Annotated in this window: 16 protein-coding genes and 1 pseudogene; 10 read left to right on the top strand and 7 right to left on the bottom strand. The window is 39.0% G+C overall.

Going from position 1 to position 15,952, the window contains the following annotated elements:
• Positions 1 to 36 precede the first annotated feature (36 nt).
• Positions 37 to 591, bottom strand: coding sequence for a MarR family winged helix-turn-helix transcriptional regulator (locus tag AC5YCE_RS04115; protein WP_496171152.1), 555 nt, complete (start codon positions 589 to 591; stop codon positions 37 to 39).
• Positions 592 to 660: 69 nt separating this feature from the next.
• Between AC5YCE_RS04115 and AC5YCE_RS04110 the strand changes: the two are divergent.
• From AC5YCE_RS04110 to AC5YCE_RS04100, 3 genes and pseudogenes are all read left to right on the top strand, one after another.
• Positions 661 to 1,014 (top strand): annotated as a pseudogene (locus AC5YCE_RS04110) (EamA family transporter); the annotation flags it as partial.
• Positions 1,015 to 1,059: 45 nt separating this feature from the next.
• Positions 1,060 to 1,530: an EamA family transporter gene (locus tag AC5YCE_RS04105; protein WP_496171175.1), complete on the top strand. Its 471-nt coding sequence runs from the start codon at positions 1,060 to 1,062 to the stop codon at positions 1,528 to 1,530.
• A 41-nt stretch (positions 1,531 to 1,571) separates the two neighbouring features.
• Positions 1,572 to 2,186, top strand: a complete 615-nt coding sequence (locus AC5YCE_RS04100) for a nitroreductase family protein (protein ID WP_496171151.1) — start codon at positions 1,572 to 1,574, stop codon at positions 2,184 to 2,186.
• Positions 2,187 to 2,347: 161 nt separating this feature from the next.
• Here AC5YCE_RS04100 and AC5YCE_RS04095 read toward each other — a convergent pair whose 3' ends face one another.
• The 3 genes from AC5YCE_RS04095 to ubiG form a co-directional block, all read right to left on the bottom strand.
• Positions 2,348 to 3,094 carry a YciK family oxidoreductase gene (locus AC5YCE_RS04095; RefSeq protein ID WP_496171150.1) on the bottom strand — a complete coding sequence of 249 codons (747 nt, stop codon included), beginning with the start codon at positions 3,092 to 3,094 and terminating at the stop codon, positions 2,348 to 2,350.
• Positions 3,095 to 3,185: 91 nt separating this feature from the next.
• Positions 3,186 to 3,872: an HAD family hydrolase gene (locus AC5YCE_RS04090; RefSeq protein WP_496171149.1), complete on the bottom strand. Its 687-nt coding sequence runs from the start codon at positions 3,870 to 3,872 to the stop codon at positions 3,186 to 3,188.
• Positions 3,869 to 4,597 (bottom strand): bifunctional 2-polyprenyl-6-hydroxyphenol methylase/3-demethylubiquinol 3-O-methyltransferase UbiG, encoded by a 729-nt coding sequence (gene ubiG, locus AC5YCE_RS04085; protein WP_496171148.1) that lies wholly within the window; start codon positions 4,595 to 4,597, stop codon positions 3,869 to 3,871. Before ubiG ends, AC5YCE_RS04090 begins: the two co-directional genes overlap by 4 nt.
• Positions 4,598 to 4,783: 186 nt before the next feature.
• Between ubiG and AC5YCE_RS04080 the strand changes: the two genes are divergently transcribed.
• A complete protein-coding gene (locus AC5YCE_RS04080; RefSeq protein ID WP_496171147.1) occupies positions 4,784 to 5,401 on the top strand; it encodes a thiol:disulfide interchange protein DsbA/DsbL in 618 nt (205 codons plus the stop codon).
• Between the two features lie 112 nt (positions 5,402 to 5,513).
• Here AC5YCE_RS04080 and AC5YCE_RS04075 read toward each other — a convergent pair whose 3' ends face one another.
• On the bottom strand, positions 5,514 to 6,164 hold the full coding sequence (locus AC5YCE_RS04075; protein WP_496126452.1) for a TetR family transcriptional regulator: 651 nt from the start codon (positions 6,162 to 6,164) through the stop codon (positions 5,514 to 5,516).
• 172 nt (positions 6,165 to 6,336) lie between these two features.
• Between AC5YCE_RS04075 and AC5YCE_RS04070 the strand changes: the two genes are divergently transcribed.
• From AC5YCE_RS04070 to AC5YCE_RS04045, 6 genes are all read left to right on the top strand, one after another.
• Positions 6,337 to 7,359 carry a flavin reductase family protein gene (locus AC5YCE_RS04070; RefSeq protein ID WP_496171146.1) on the top strand — a complete coding sequence of 341 codons (1,023 nt, stop codon included), beginning with the start codon at positions 6,337 to 6,339 and terminating at the stop codon, positions 7,357 to 7,359.
• A 40-nt stretch (positions 7,360 to 7,399) separates the two neighbouring features.
• A complete protein-coding gene (locus AC5YCE_RS04065; protein ID WP_496171145.1) occupies positions 7,400 to 8,542 on the top strand; it encodes a fatty acid desaturase family protein in 1,143 nt (380 codons plus the stop codon).
• A gap of 151 nt (positions 8,543 to 8,693) precedes the next feature.
• Positions 8,694 to 9,071: a rod shape-determining protein gene (locus AC5YCE_RS04060; protein WP_496171144.1), complete on the top strand. Its 378-nt coding sequence runs from the start codon at positions 8,694 to 8,696 to the stop codon at positions 9,069 to 9,071.
• A gap of 214 nt (positions 9,072 to 9,285) precedes the next feature.
• The gene (gene rph / locus AC5YCE_RS04055; protein WP_496126456.1) at positions 9,286 to 10,002 is read left to right on the top strand and encodes a ribonuclease PH; all 717 of its coding nucleotides are present in this window, start codon (positions 9,286 to 9,288) and stop codon (positions 10,000 to 10,002) included.
• Positions 10,003 to 10,315: 313 nt separating this feature from the next.
• Positions 10,316 to 12,532: a phosphocholine-specific phospholipase C gene (locus AC5YCE_RS04050; protein WP_496171143.1), complete on the top strand. Its 2,217-nt coding sequence runs from the start codon at positions 10,316 to 10,318 to the stop codon at positions 12,530 to 12,532.
• A gap of 114 nt (positions 12,533 to 12,646) precedes the next feature.
• A complete protein-coding gene (locus AC5YCE_RS04045; RefSeq protein WP_496126458.1) occupies positions 12,647 to 12,925 on the top strand; it encodes a hypothetical protein in 279 nt (92 codons plus the stop codon).
• A gap of 48 nt (positions 12,926 to 12,973) precedes the next feature.
• On the opposite strand, the gene AC5YCE_RS04040 is transcribed toward AC5YCE_RS04045, so the two are convergent.
• Together AC5YCE_RS04040 and nadC are read right to left on the bottom strand one after the other, a co-directional pair.
• Entirely contained in the window at positions 12,974 to 14,632 is a 1,659-nt protein-coding gene (locus tag AC5YCE_RS04040; protein WP_496171142.1) for an LTA synthase family protein, read from the bottom strand.
• Positions 14,633 to 15,021: 389 nt separating this feature from the next.
• Positions 15,022 to 15,870: a carboxylating nicotinate-nucleotide diphosphorylase gene (gene nadC / locus AC5YCE_RS04035; protein WP_496171141.1), complete on the bottom strand. Its 849-nt coding sequence runs from the start codon at positions 15,868 to 15,870 to the stop codon at positions 15,022 to 15,024.
• Between the last annotated feature and the right edge of the window lie 82 nt (positions 15,871 to 15,952).

Below are 15,952 nucleotides of genomic sequence, written 5' to 3'. Positions count from 1 at the left end.
TAAGGCTATATGATAGTTGATAAGCTTTTAAAGGATTCAGCTATTTTTAATGTTTTCTACAACTGTTAAACCTGTAGTAGGCATCTCTAAAGTTTTTAGTAAGATAGAAAGGTGACCGTCAAGCTCTTTAAGCACATTAGAGGGTATTAATGAAAGTATCATACGTTCATTTTCGACATGTTGCTCTACAGCTACATCAATCAATTCAAGTCCTTGATTTGTCAATTGTACAAGCATGCTTCGAGCATCTTCTACGTTAGAGACGCGTTCTATCAAATTTCTACTTTCTAACCTTTTTAATCTGTGGGTCATTGTTCCTGAAGTTACCATCAACAAAGAAAAAAGTTCTGTTGGACTTAGACAATAGGGAGCACCAGATCTACGTAAAGTAGCGAGCATATCAAATTCCCATAAATTAAGATCTAATGTTTCAAATTTTGATTCAAGCTTTTTTTCTAAAAGAGAGGCACATCGCTTAATGCGCCCAATAGGTCCCATAGGAGAAATATCAAGATCAGGGCGTTCTTTTTGCCATTGTTCAAGAACGACGTCCACCATATCGGATTTAATTTGATTAGATTGATTGCTCATTTATCTTGACTTCAAGGTAACTTTTATTCATGATTATTTTATCTTAAATTCAAGATAAATAACAACACTATGCAAATACAAGCTTCATTTTTACGGAAAGACATTATATTGACAGCTATAGCTCCTGTTATTTGGGGTTCTACTTACATCGTGACATCAGAGTTACTGCCAGCAGATCGACCTTTTACAGCCGCACTGATTCGTGTATTGCCTGCTGGATTATTGCTACTCTTATTTACTAGATACATACCTTTAAAAAAATATTGGTGGCGTTTATTCATACTTGGTGCATTAAATATAGCACTTTTTCAGGCACTTCTTTTTATTGCAGCTTATCGCTTGCCTGGGGGATTAGCCGCAGTATTAGGTGCTATTCAACCTTTATTCATAATGTTAATAGCTTGGGTCATAGATGGAAGATCTCCTTTATTATCAACTTTAATTTCAGCCGTGATAGGAGTATATGGAATGTCTATTTTACTTTTGTCACCTCAAACTATATTCGAACCTATAGGTATTGCTGCTGCATTATTAGGAGCCATTTGCATGTCTTGTGGCATTTGGCTCACAAGTAAATGGAAACTAGATATGCCTTTACTCGCAATGACAGGCTGGCAACTTATTCTTGGTGGATTCATGCTAATACCTATAGCGTATTTCTTAGATGCACCTCTTCCTCAGTTAGAACCATTGCAATATGTTGCTTATATTTACCTGAGCTTGGGAGGTGCTTTGCTTGCATATGTACTTTGGTTTAGGGGTGTACTCGGTTTACCTGTAGTAGCGGTTGCATCACTTGGATTACTCAGTCCGCTAACAGCTGTTTTCTTAGGTTGGTGGCTACTTTCACAATCAATTTCTGGAACTGCATTTTTAGGATTTATTATTGTATTTATCAGTGTCTTGGCTGTGCAATGGACAGCCAATAGTAGTCGGTAAATGTAATTTAAAAATTATTTCCATTTTGTCTGGTACATATTATGAATATTTCTCTCAAAAACATTATGAATAGCCGAATTTCAGTAAATAATTTTCAAACGAACCGACCGCTAGAAGCTGAGATTATTACATCATTGATTGATTTAGCGACGAAATCACCAACAGCTTATAATTTACAGAACTGGCGATTTATTGCTGCGAGTTCAGAAAGTGCAAAAATACGTTTGAAATCTGTGGCATTTGGACAAGAAAAAATTCTACATTCCTCGGTAAGTTTTCTAATATGTGGTACTTTGGAAGCACATAAGCACTTACGCTCAGTACTACAACCCAGTGTAGATGCAAATATCATCGAGCAAAAGGTCGTTGATGCATGGGCTATGCAGACAGCTTCATATGAGGGCAACTTAATATTACAGCGAGATGAAGCTATTCGTTCAGCATCTTTGGCAGCTATGTCTTTAATGCTTGCAGCTCAAGACCTAGGCTTAGGATCATGTGCAATCGGAGGCTTTGATGCTACACAAGTCGCTCTTGAATTTGGACTTAGTTCAACAGAAATACCTGTCATCATTATTGCAATAGGTTATCCAACTAGTAATAATTGGCCTCAAAAGCCAAGAAAACCGTTATCTGAAATTCTTACCATTATTTAACCGATATGATTAGATAATGAAGAGACGCACTATTTTCTTTTATTGCTTTAATTCAATCCTAAAAACACCCTAGGGTTAAACCAATTTAAGTTATAAAAAAATTATGTTTGTTAAATAAAAGGAGATCACTCAGATCCCCTTTATTTGACTAAAACGAAGCATTAGCTTTGCGCATCAATACTTTGACCATTCAGCCCAATACTGTCTTCACCCATCAAATATAGGTAAGCAGGCATAATTTGCTCAGGCGTTGGCAAAGTTTTTGGGTCTTCATCAGGATAAGCTTTAGCGCGCATTGCCGTGCGTGTTGCACCTGGATTGATACAGTTAAAGCGAACATTTGGGTACGTATGTTCTTTGGCGAAAATTTGGCTCACTGCTTCAATGGCAATTTTTGAAACAGAATAAGCTCCCCAAGTGGCACGAGCTTCGCGTCCTACACCCGAACTGGCAAATACCACAGAAGCATTATCTGATTTTTCTAAAAGAGGGAGCAGTTCTTGAGTGAGCACAAATGGCGCACGTAGATTTACTGCCATCACATCATCCCAATCTTCAGCAGGGTAGTTCGCAAGTTCTGTACGCTCACCTAAAATGCCTGCATTGTGTAAAATGCCATCTAACCGACCAAATTGCTGAGCAAGTGTGTCGTACAACAACTCATAATCATGTGAGGTCGCTGTTGAAAGTTGTAAAGGCAAAATCGCAGGCTGTGGTGCACCTAGACTTTCAATCTCATCATAGATCACTTCTAGCTTATTAATAGTGCGCCCATGCAGTACCACTGTTGCGCCGTGCAGGGCATAACTCAAAGCAGCTGCACGACCAATACCATCGCCTGCACCTGTAATCAGGATAATTTTGTCTTTTAACAAATCTGGACGAGGTTGATATTCTGAATAATTCATGGGCGACCTCCTATATTTTTATATTATTAAGTAAGTTGTTTCAGCAGTATCGATTTCAACCATGCGATTTAAAAAAGTCAGCACGTATAGATTATGCTGACTTTTCTTGAGCATTCAGCAGTTTTAGAACGACCTGATGTAACTCAGCAACGTCTTTTACTATACAGTCTGCTTGCCATGCTGTTAAGTCATCTTTGTGCGCTAAAGGTAAATATCCATAGGCTGCCAAAATGGTATACATCCCGGCATGACGACCCGCATCAATATCACGTGGATGATCGCCCACATAGATGCAATCTTTAGCATCGATATTGATTTTAGAGGCTGCCAAAAACATGGGTTCTGGATCGGGTTTGGTCTGTTTTACATCTTCAGGGCAGACTAACACAGCACAACGTTCAGTAAGATCTAAAGCTTTGAGTAAAGCTTCACTGAGCCAGCGCGGTTTATTGGTCACAATACCCCAAGGAATGTGTTTCGCCTCTAAAGCTTCAAGTAAAGGATACATACCGTCAAAGAGGTCAGTATCCACAGCAATATCTGCACCATAAATATCGAGAAAACGCTGGCGATGTGCAAGGAAAATCGGGTCTTCGACATCTAAATGCGGATAGACCAACTTAACCATTGCTCGCGCGCCTTCAGACACTTGAGTGCGGATCAATGCTGCATCAACAATGTCATATTTTTCTTCACGACACATGTTTTGAATGATACGAATAAAATCTGCTGCCGTATCAATCAAAGTTCCGTCTAAGTCAAAGAGTACCGCTTTCATTCAGCTTGCTCATTTTTGATTTCATTCTGGGTATAAACCATGTAATTCACATCAACATTCGGCGCCAACCAATAGTTCTTCGTTAGCGGGTTGTAGTGCAAGCCCGTCATGTCTTTCAGTTTTAAATTCGCACTACGAATATCATGTGCCAACTCTGAAGGCTTAATGAATTTATGATAATCATGCGTGCCTTTTTTCAACATGCGCAATACATATTCAGCCCCGATAATCGCGAATAAATAAGATTTTGGATTACGATTAATGGTGGAGAAAAACACGTGACCATTTGGCTTTACTAACTTTTGACAGGCTTGAATAATCGAAGCTGGATCTGGAACGTGTTCTAACATTTCCATACAGGTCACAACGTCATATTGTCCCGCTTGTTCTTCGGCAAGTTGTTCAACAGGAATTTGACGATACTCAATATTGCTCACATTTTCTTGTTCTGCATGTAGGCGAGCGACATTTAAAGGGGCTACACCCATATCAATTCCGAGTACATCTGCACCACGGCGCGCCATGCTTTCAGCTAAAATACCGCCACCACAGCCGACATCAAGCACTTTTTTGCCTGATAAACCACCTGCATGTTCATCAATCCAATTTAAACGTAAAGGATTGATTTGATGGAGTGGACGGAACTCAGAGTGCTGATCCCACCATATTGCAGCCAGTGCTTCAAATTTAGCAATTTCTTGTGGATCGACATTGAGTTGCGTCATTGGGTACGTCCTCAGTAAATTATTGGAATAAATAAAAGATTAAGTATAGCGAGCTTAGTGTAGCGCTTGTTCGAAAAAAAGCGATAAATCGTCAAAAAAACTTCACAGAAGGAAAACGAAATTCTCATAATTGATTTATAGTGGATGTATAAGCTAACCATAATGATTTTTAGGACGATAATCCGAATGAATAAATTCCTTTTAAGTGCTGTTGCTGCATCTGTTATGGCTTTTTCAGGTTCTGCAATGGCGAACTTTGTGGCGGGTAAAGATTACCAAGTCGTAAAGAATCCAATTAAAGTTGAAAAACCGGGGAAAATTGAAGTACGTGAATTCTTTTGGTATGGCTGTGGTCACTGCTTCACATTAGAACCCCACATGCAATCTTGGTTGAAAAAATTACCTAAAGATATTCGTTTTGTGCGTACTCCAGCGGCGATGAATCCAGTGTGGGAGCAAGGTGCACGTGCCTACTATGTCTCTGAAGCATTAGGTGTACGTCAAAAAGCACATTTACAGTTATTCCATGACATTCATGTGAAGCAAAAACCGATTTTAGATCAAGCTTCTTTAGCGAAGTTCTATACGCGTTATGGTATTCCAGAAGCAAAATTTAACAGTACTTATAAATCATTCCCGATTACCTCTAAAATTGCGCAAGCCAAAAGCTTAGCGGCACAATACCAGTTATCAGGTGTGCCTGCTGTGACGGTGAATGGTAAATACATCGTGCAAGGTGATAATGGTCGCGTGATTGAAGTCGTGAACTATCTGGTAGAAAAAGAGCGTAAAGCTGCAAAATAATTTAAATAGATTCGATTAAAAAAACCCGCTGATGAGCGGGTTTTTTATTCAATTGCACATTAGGTGGTCTTAATGATGTGGTGATTTTTTGTAGATGATTATTGGATGAGATTTAGCGATTCATTTCACTGTTTGACCAGTTAGAAATCCCTTTAAAGATGAGTTTAATTTGGGTAATAGACTGTTTCTTGAGTACTAATTTTTGTAATTCGAGTTCCATACCTGAATATTGACGACCCAAGCTAATCCATGACATCGCCCAAGTAAAACAGAGGTTAATCAAAATATTGGCTAAAACTTTTAAATCATCACCATGATCAAAATTTTGCACAATTTCAAATTTTCGTAGGTCTTCAGCCAAATCAATATTTAAAAAATCAATTTCACGTGCAATGGCACGACGAACCATTTCTGAGCCACCCCAACGCTCTGCGATCATAAAAATCCATGGGGTCGGGTTTTGATCAACCGCATTAAAGAAAAGTTCAATACTCATTTCAGGATTCGCTTCTGCTTGAGCAAGACCTTGTCCAAGTTGATGCATGACATTTTTTAAATACAGAGCGACTTGATCGACCAGTTCTTGACCCAATTCGTCCATATCTTGGAAATGGCGGTAAAAAGCTGTTGGGACGAGCCCCACTTCACGTGCAACTTCTCGCAAGCTAATACTGCTAAATGAACGACCAGACGTGCTTAAGCTTAAAGCAGCATCTAGTAAAGCCTGTCGGCTTTGTTGTTTGCGTTCATCGCGTATGGACATTGTTGAACCTAGTGATTTGAATGGTGATGAGTCTACCAAAAAAATTACAAAATTAAATGATGAATGTCAGTGAACAGGTGTTGACTGATTTTTAAAATAAACTATAGTGTACAAGTGTTCACTATGAAAACACATGTTCACTCAATTAAATTGAAATACAAAGAGGAACGGAATGAGCAGCCAAATGCAGTATCAACCTGAATGGGTTCGTGAAGATTTTGTTGATTTTGTGGTCGAGAAAATAAACCCGGTTTGGGCATGGAAACGTGTCAAAGCGACTATTGTTGCGAAACAATGGCTAAGCAAAGATTTCGTGCAGCTTACGCTCAGACCGAACCGAAATTTTAAACATCGAAGCTTTAAAGCAGGTCAAAGCGTGTTGTGTACGCTTGTGATTGAAGGTGTACGCCAACAACGGAGTTATTCAATCGTTGATATGTTGCCAAATGGTGATGTGGTTTTGGCGATACGTGTGCAAGGTTTGGTTTCAAAAGGAATCGCGCAAAGTGCTCATGGTGCGGTGATTGAAATATCTCAGCCGCAAGGTGATTTTGTATTAGATACGCATTCTAAATCTGTTGTATTGATTGCCTCAGGCAGTGGGATCACCGCCATTTATGCGTTGCTTAAACATGCTTTAGGCTCACAGATTGAGTCGGTTACTTTGTTGTACTTCACTCGAGACGATGCGTTTCACGTGGAACTGGAGGCGTTAAATCAACAGCACGCCCATTTTAATTATCACCACATCAACACCATTCAAACACAGCAACATTTACATCAAGATTTACTCGATCAACGTGTTCCGCAGCTGAGTCAGAGTATGACCTATGCATGTGGAGCGACGACGATGATGCAAAGTATTAATCGAATTTTTGCTGAACGTGGTTTGACGGCTCAACTGAAACAGGAGTTTTTCCAGCTTCCTGTAGATGAGCATCAAGCCAGTCAGCCGATTGTATTTGCACGTGCACAACAACAGTTTGAGTCGAAAACCAATCTACTGGACGACGCTGAACAAGCAGGCTTAAGACCTGCACATGGTTGTCGAATGGGTATTTGTAATACCTGCACGTGTACCAAACTGAGTGGTTCAACCAAAAATATTCTAACGGGCGAGATTGATCATCAATCGAATACACAAATCAAACTATGTATTAGCCAAGCGGTTAGTCCAGTCGTTATCAACTTATAAGCATTGCCAAAACCAATGTGAAAGTGAAGTGAGTACAACCATGAATATGTCAGTCACATTTCCTAAAAATAGTAAAACAAAGCATTTAAGTGCTGAACAGATCGAAGCATTTGGGCGTAGAGTTGAAGAAATCCGTCAGAACATCATGTCGGATTTAGGTGAAAGAGATGCCAAATATATTTATAAAATCCGTAATTTTGTTCGTTATAGCGAAATCAGTTCCCGTGCGCTACTGATGTTCGGCGGTTGGTTGCCACCTGTTTGGTTAGTCGGTACAGGACTACTCGGCATTTCCAAAATTGTGGAAAACATGGAGCTTGGTCATAACGTCATGCATGGTCAGTTTGATTGGCTCAATGATCCAAGTTTAAATGGTGCAAACTATGACTGGGATACCATGGCAACGGGGGATGACTGGAAATATACTCATAACTATGTACATCACACCTATACCAATATCGTCGGTAAAGACCATGATGTGGGCTATGGCTTATTACGCATCAGTGAGTCGCAAAAGTGGGAACCCCGCTTTTTATTGAATATTCCTCTAGCAATTCAACTGATGGTATTTTTTGAATGGTATGTTGGGGTACAAAATCTGCATTTGGAAGACGCACTGATTTATAAAACCAAAACGTGGAAACAGGTTTGGGCGGATGCAACGAAGTTCCGTAAAAAAGCACGCCGTCAAATTTTAAAAGATTATGTATTTTTCCCTGTGATTGCAGGACCGAATGCTTTGCCAGTTCTAGCAGGCAATACTGTGGCAAATATCATTCGTAGTTTATGGTCATCTGCGGTCATTTTTAATGGTCACTTTACTGAGGATGCTGAAACTTTTGAGGCAGACAATACGATAAATGAAACCCGAGCTGAATGGTATTTAAGACAAATCCGTGGTTCGAGTAATTTTACAGGGACAGATTGGTTGCATATTTTAAGTGGTAATTTGAGTCATCAAATTGAACATCATTTATTCCCAGATATGCCCGCCAATCGTTATGCAGAAGCTGCACCAAAAATCCGAGAACTCTGTGCAGAATACGGTGTGAACTATAATGAAGCCAATTTTATGCAACAGTTTGGCAGTGTATGGGTACGTCTAGCGAAATGTTCATTACCGAATGAGATGACAACTAAAATGATGCAGTCTTTGGCAAAAGTGAAGGGAATTTTGGGTTAAATATTTAGTTTTAGTTGATGGAAAATGTTGAGTAATTTTTTAAAAACACAAGTTTTAAAGCTTGTGTTTTTTCGCTTAAAAGATTGGAGAGACATCTGTAAAGCATTATTATTCTGATATGAACCAATGATCAATTAGATTAAGAAATAAAATGATACATGAAGATTTAAAACAATATCCTAAAGCCATCTATATTCATCTTTATAAAGATCATATGAGTCTCATAGCAAAAGATAGTTCGATTGAAGTCACAGAAGTTCCTCAAGTACCTTATCACCATCCTAGAATGATCATCGGTGATTTTGAAAGTTCTGATTTGACGCTTAAAGCATTGCTAAAACATCACTCCAATCCACTTAGTTTCTTAAAATTACGCAGAAGCATTGCCATTGTTCAAATTATGGAGCCAATAGAGGGTAATTTAGCGAAGATTGAAAAAAGAGTTCTTCATGAATTATTTGTTAATCATGGCGTTGAACAATTAATACTTTACGATTTTGCTGGTAATTTGATTTCTAATGAGCAATGAAACGTATAGTTAATCTGTATTTTTAAATAAAACATTGATCCTACACTTAAAAAAATTTATTTAAGAAAGTTATATATCCTTAATTTTTATTGATAATAGTCATTCAAATGAAAAGGGATTCACCAGTCCGAAACACTGACTAGTAACAAAACCATTGCTCTTGTATCTGCTATAATCTGCGCAATTAATTTTTTAGTACAGTTTAGGATACATCATGCGTATTGACCAACGAGCATTAGACCAACTTCGTGAAGTGAAAATTACCCGTAACTACACACGTTATGCAGAAGGTTCTGTATTGGTTGAATTTGGTCATACCAAAGTGCTGTGTACTGCAAGTATCGACAATTCAGTGCCACGTTTCCTTAAGGGTAAAGGACAAGGTTGGGTAACAGCAGAATATGGTATGTTGCCACGTTCAACGCATACGCGTAGTGATCGTGAAGCAGCACGTGGTAAACAAAGTGGTCGTACTCAAGAAATTCAACGTTTAATTGGTCGTAGCCTACGTGCGATGGTGGACCTTAAAAAATTAGGTGAAAATACAATCACCATTGACTGTGATGTGATTCAAGCCGATGGTGGTACACGTACAGCAGCAATCACAGGTGCAGCAGTGGCATTGATCGATGCCATGAATGTCTTGCTTGAGAAAAAGAAAATCAAACAAGACCCATTAAAAGGTTTAGTCGCTGCGATCTCAGTGGGTATTTACCAAGATGAAGTGCTTTTAGATCTTTGCTATGAAGAAGATTCAAGTTGCCAAACTGACTTGAACGTTGTGATGACACAAGCTGGTGAGTTCATCGAGATTCAAGGCACTGCTGAAGAAAAACCATTTACACGTGAGCAGTCAAATGCAATGTTGGAAATGGCTGAAAAAGGGATTGCAGAATTGGTGAAGAAACAACAAGAAGCCTTAGGTTGGTAAGTTGCTCTTCGACACAATGACGATACAATAAAAAAATGATTAAAAATACGCACTTAAGAGTGCGTTTTTTTTGTGTCATCAGTTTGCAATTTTAGCATCACTAGATTGTCATGAAGGATGAGTATTTCTGTTATTTCATAAAAACAGAGACGTTCTTCATGACAAGAATTTTAGGGATCTTAATACTGAGTTTGAGCGTAATTTTAAGCGCATGTAATGACGATGATGCGAACAAGGAAGTCACATCACAACCAAATCCTGAACCGAATTGCAAGATGCACTGTGCACCATAACCATAATAAGGAAAATAACAATGAACCGTCGTGATTTTATTTTAAATTCAGGAAAAACATTATTTGGTGCGACTGCACTTGCAGCTTTTCCATTGAGTATCCAGAAAGCTTTGGCGATTGATGCAAAAGTTGAAACTGGCACAATTAAAGACGTTAAACATATCGTGATTTTGACTCAAGAGAATCGTTCATTTGATAATTACTTTGGAACATTCAAAGGTGTACGTGGTTTTGGTGATCGTTTTACGATTCCACTAACCGAGGGTCGAAAAGTATGGGAACAATATGATCAATCAAAAAATAAAATTCTTCCTTATCATTTAGATAGTCGCATTGGAAATGCTCAACGTGTTTCTGGGACACCACATTCATGGAAAGATGGTCAAGCGGCGTGGGATGGTGGTCGCATGGGCCATTGGGTTGAACATAAACAACCACAATCGATGGGATATTATAAAAAGGTCGAGCTCGATTTTCAGTTTGCCTTAGCAGATGCCTTTACGCTGTGTGATGCCTATCATTGTGCCATGCATGCAGGGACCAACCCGAACCGAAAATTCATATGGACCGGAACCAATGGTCCGACAGGGGCGGGTGTGGCAAGCGTAGTCAATGAGTTTGATGGGATCGGACCTTCTACAGTAGGCTATGACTGGACCACTTACCCTGAACGCTTACAAGAGGCAGGTGTGACTTGGAAAGTTTATCAAAATATGCCAGATAACTTCACCGACAATCCATTAGCAGGCTTTAAACAATATCGCCGTGCCAATGAACAATCAGGACAGCCCGTTAGTCATTCAAATCCCAGCTGTCCTGCATACGATGAAAAAATTGATGTCACGCAGCCATTGTATAAAGGTATCGCCAATACGATGCCGAATGATGGTGGATTATTGGGGCAATTCAAACTGGATATAGAGCAAGGCAAATTACCTGAAGTGAGTTGGATTGTTGCACCAGCTGCATATAGTGAACATCCTGGACCCTCGAGTCCGGTACAAGGTGCTTGGTATATTCAAGAGCTACTCAATACCCTAACTGCTGATCCTGAGCTATGGAGTAAAACTGTTTTATTGGTAAACTTTGATGAAAATGACGGATTTTTTGACCATATTCCATCGCCATCTGCACCTTCACGAGAAATTAATGAGCGCGGTGAAATCCTGAAAGTGCATGGCAAGACCACACTTTCGGATGAGCAAGTTTCTTATGAATATTTTAATCATCCGCGGATTGCAGAATCCACTTCACAGCCTTTGCTTCAGTATGTAAATGGAAAAAATGAAAATTTCTGGCATGGGGTATATGGACCAGGGGTTCGTGTGCCGATGTACGTCATTTCTCCATGGAGTCGTGGAGGTTGGGTCAACTCTCAGGTTTTCGATCACACGTCCATTATTCAATTTTTAGAGCAACGTTTTGGGGTGATGGAACCCAATATTAGTCCTTATCGCCGTGCCGTCTGTGGGGATCTAAGTTCAGCATTTAATTTCAAAACACCGAATATAGATGTCTTGCCAGTCTTAGATGGGCAAAGAACGAAACAGCAGGCAGATTCGATTCGTCTAAGTCAGCAGGGGCTCGCTCAGGTCAAAGTACCAATTTCTCAAAATCTACCGATTCAAGAAACTGGTATACGTTATTCGCGTGCATTGCCCTATATATTGCATAGCAGTGCTAAAGTGTTGGTCGAACAAAATAAAATCCAATTGTTATTTTCCAATACTGGGAAGCAGGGTGCGGTATTCCATGTGTATAACAAGATGGATTTAACTGCTCTTCCTAAACGTTATATGGTTGAAGCAGGTAAACAGCTTGAGGATGTTTGGACATTAATGCATGGCCAATATGATTTATGGGTATTGGGTCCCAACGGATTCCATCGTGGATTTAAAGGTGATCTAAATGATCCTATTCAGCTTGAGAGTCTGGCTGAAATTCGGGTGTGTGTAGAAGAATGTCAACCCAAAATATATCTAAAATTACGTCATGATGGAATTAAAGCATCCAATCTAGAGATTAAAGCAAATGCTTACTTGAATAATAGAACATGGCAGGTTTCCACTCAGGAGAGTGAGCAAGATCTGGTATTAGATATGAGTGATGTCTATGGTTGGTATGATTTTACAGTCAGAATGCAAGGTCAAAGTGCTTTCGAACGCCGTTTTGCAGGACGTATAGAAACAGGCGAAGACTCTTATTCCGATCCATTTATGGGGAGTATAGGTGAATAAGAGTTGATCTATAAAAGCGTACATTTAGGTACGCTTTTTTTAAGGAAAATTACAGTAGAAACAGAGGAATCTGGGTAAGATAAAGTTCAAATATAGATACAGGAAATATGGTAAATGAAGCTACTCGCTATTGTTCTGACGGTATGTACTTTTCTATTGGTTGCATGCGATTCACGTTCTGACCATGAAAATAAGGACAATGATTCAGTCTTAAAGCAAAATTCTGACAACGACAACGACAACGACAACGACAACGACAACGACAACGACAACGACAACGACAACGACAACGACAACGACAACGACAACGACAACGACAACGACAACGACAACGACAACGACAACGACAACGACAAGAAAGGAAAAAGTCGTTCAGATAAAGACGATGATTAAAATATCAAATAAACAAGGAGGCGATTGCCTCCTTTTTATATAAATCGATCATGAAATATGATGAGGTTTGAGCAGCTCATAGGTAAAATTTTGACCATTTATGACATCCATATTCAGATCTTTATATTGCTGTAAAATTTCATTTTTTTTCTGGTCACATACTTGATTGGTTGGCGATCCAGTTTGGTGAATCTGTGAGTAGCAATCTTGAACAGAATTCATAAAATCATAATAAGGTGAAGACGGTAATTGTGCAGCCCGAAGTACTTTTTGAGCAAGGAAATGGGCAGGGATGATGGTATCGGAAGCTGAGTTGGAAAACTCACTATGATTTATTTCAAAATTACTCCATACAGCCAAAGGTGTACTGAAGAACTTTGCGTTATTTTTTTGTGCTTTCTCTTCCGCATTGGCATAAAAACCAAACTGATCAAAGACTTGACCCAAATTAGGTAAGTGATCACCAAAGAAAATGATCATCGTTGGACGTTCAAGCTTTTTAGCTTCATCAATCAGTGTTTTAAAATGTTGATCTGCACGCTGCATACCTGACAGATAAGTATTGAGTTGGCGTTTATTGATATCTGAAATGCCAGCTTTAGTGATTTTAAAATTATCCTTTCCAAAGCGGTCATCATTGTAATTAAAGTGATTTTCTACCGTAACGGCATAAATGAACTGAGGCTGATCTTTGGACTGTTGTAATTGAGTATGAATACTTTGATAAATTAAATCATCATTTGCCCAACCGCCTGTATTGGTATATTTCTTAAGATCAGTCGCACTGACCATATTTTCAATAGAGATAAAACGATTGAATCCTAAGTTTTGATAAACCGTACTTCGATTATAAAAATATTTGCCATTGTTATGCATTGCGGTGCTGTCATAACCCAAACGATTCATATGTTGGGCTAGAGAATACGTTGGTCGTTTCAATTTAGACACATAAGCCAATTCATTATGATTGAGCATGACATTGAGACTCGTCAGTACTTCAAACTCAACATTGGCCGTTCCACCACCAAAAGAAGGTGATAAGAAATGATTGACCTGATAGCGATCAATGGTGGGTGTAATATTTTTCGGAATACTTTGATCAAGCTGACGCGCATCCCAATGCGCTTCACTCATCACAAAAATAATATTCGGTAATGCTGAATGATCAATTGCATTCTTCTTTGGCAAAGCATTGCTAGATTCAGCAATGAGTTCATCCTTAGGAGGACTAACATCAAGTATCTGTTGAATTCGACTTTGATCAATATCTTCGGTCTTAAAAATTTTGGTATTGACACTATCGAGTGATTTAGACACAAAGAAACTGACATAACCCATATTTTTAATGGTGAGATGATCACCAACCCAATCCCCACTTGTATTCGGCAAAGCATGTACAAAGGAGCAAATCAATTGCTTTTTGTTATTTGCACAAAAGTTACTGAAGTTATTCGTAAAATTTGCAGTAACAAAAAAACTGAGGAGGGCAACAGAAAAAAGGGCATTGGGAATAAGCTGTTTTAAGGGTTCAATGCGTTCCTTTTTATACATGAAATAACAGATGACCATCACTAAAATACTGACGCTAACCACAGTCAGTTTCATTAGAAAAGGTGCGGCCACAAAAGTTTCAGGTAATAATAAAAAATCACTCGGGACTAAACTTGCAGAAAGATATTGTTCTTTTTTGATATTAATAAAGGTCAAGCTAAAGAAAATAACCTGGCTGAAAAATAGCGTCATCCATGTTTTTCTTAAAATAACATAAACCAAAGAGATCAGCGCGTAGTTAATGAGAACCGAAAAGCCATATTTACATAATCTAAGCTTAAATTGGCCATCAGAGAGTTTTAAAAAATCTTGTAAATCCTCTTGATAAAAGAAAAAAATGACGACTGAGAGAAGCGAGCCAAGGACAAATAAAGCCTGCTGTTTAAATGTGGACATTCTGATCTAGTATTAAAATGAGGAGGGGGATTATTATAAAAGTTTGCGTCATGATTTCAATGACTGTGAGTGCAGATATATCTTTTCATTTAGATTTAAAATATACCTGCATTTTTCTGTTGGTTTATGGATTAGGTTCTAGCCTAGGATTATGCGGGATTAAAACGCATAGATAAATCGATCGCTGTTACGTCTTTAGTGAGTACACCCATCGAAATATAATCGACACCTGTGGTTGCAACATGGCGCAGATTTTCAATCGTAATATTTCCGGAGGCTTCAAGTTTACAACGCCCAGCGACATGTTTCACAGCATCGATCATTTGCTGTTGGCTGAAGTTATCTAGCATCACAATGTCAGCACCTGCATCAAGTGCTTGATTCAGCTCATCCCAAGTCTCAACTTCGACTTCGACAGGTTTATCCGGCGCAATTTGATGTGCCTGTTGAATCGCTTGGGCAATTCCACCTGCTGCCATGATGTGATTTTCTTTAATCAAAAACGCATCAAATAAACCCAAACGATGATTTTGCCCACCACCAACGGCGACGGCGTACTTTTGAGCGATTCTTAGTCCAGGTAAGGTTTTACGTGTATCTAATAATTTTGTATTTAAACCTTCAAGTTGTTTAACATATTCAGCGGTTTTAGTCGCAACAGCAGACAAGGTTTGAATAAAGTTCAAAGCTGGGCGTTCAACGGTCAGTAGACTTCGTGCCGAACCACTGAGTTTGAGGAAAACTTCGTTGGCTTTGACTGAATCCCCATCTTGTTTTAGCCACGTGATTTTTACATTTCTGTCAAATGATTGAATCAGTGCATTCACCCAAGGTTGACCTGCTAAAATCATAGGTTCACGGCTGAGAATGTTGGCAGTCGCTTGTTCATCTTCAGGGGTCAATAGGGCAGTGATATCGCCATCGCCAATATCTTCTTGGAGCGCTTGTTCGATATTGATTTGGATACTTTGTTCAAGCAAAGATTGCGGTATGCTCATAAATTCCCTATCGTGTATACCTGAAAAATGAACAATATATTACATCAGCTGAACCCAAGATGCATATGTGTTTAAAAGTGAT

It is taken from the genome of Acinetobacter sp. CY79 (assembly GCF_059515845.1).
Note: the sequence above shows the minus strand (reverse complement) of the source record. Positions and strands in the feature narration are given on the sequence as shown.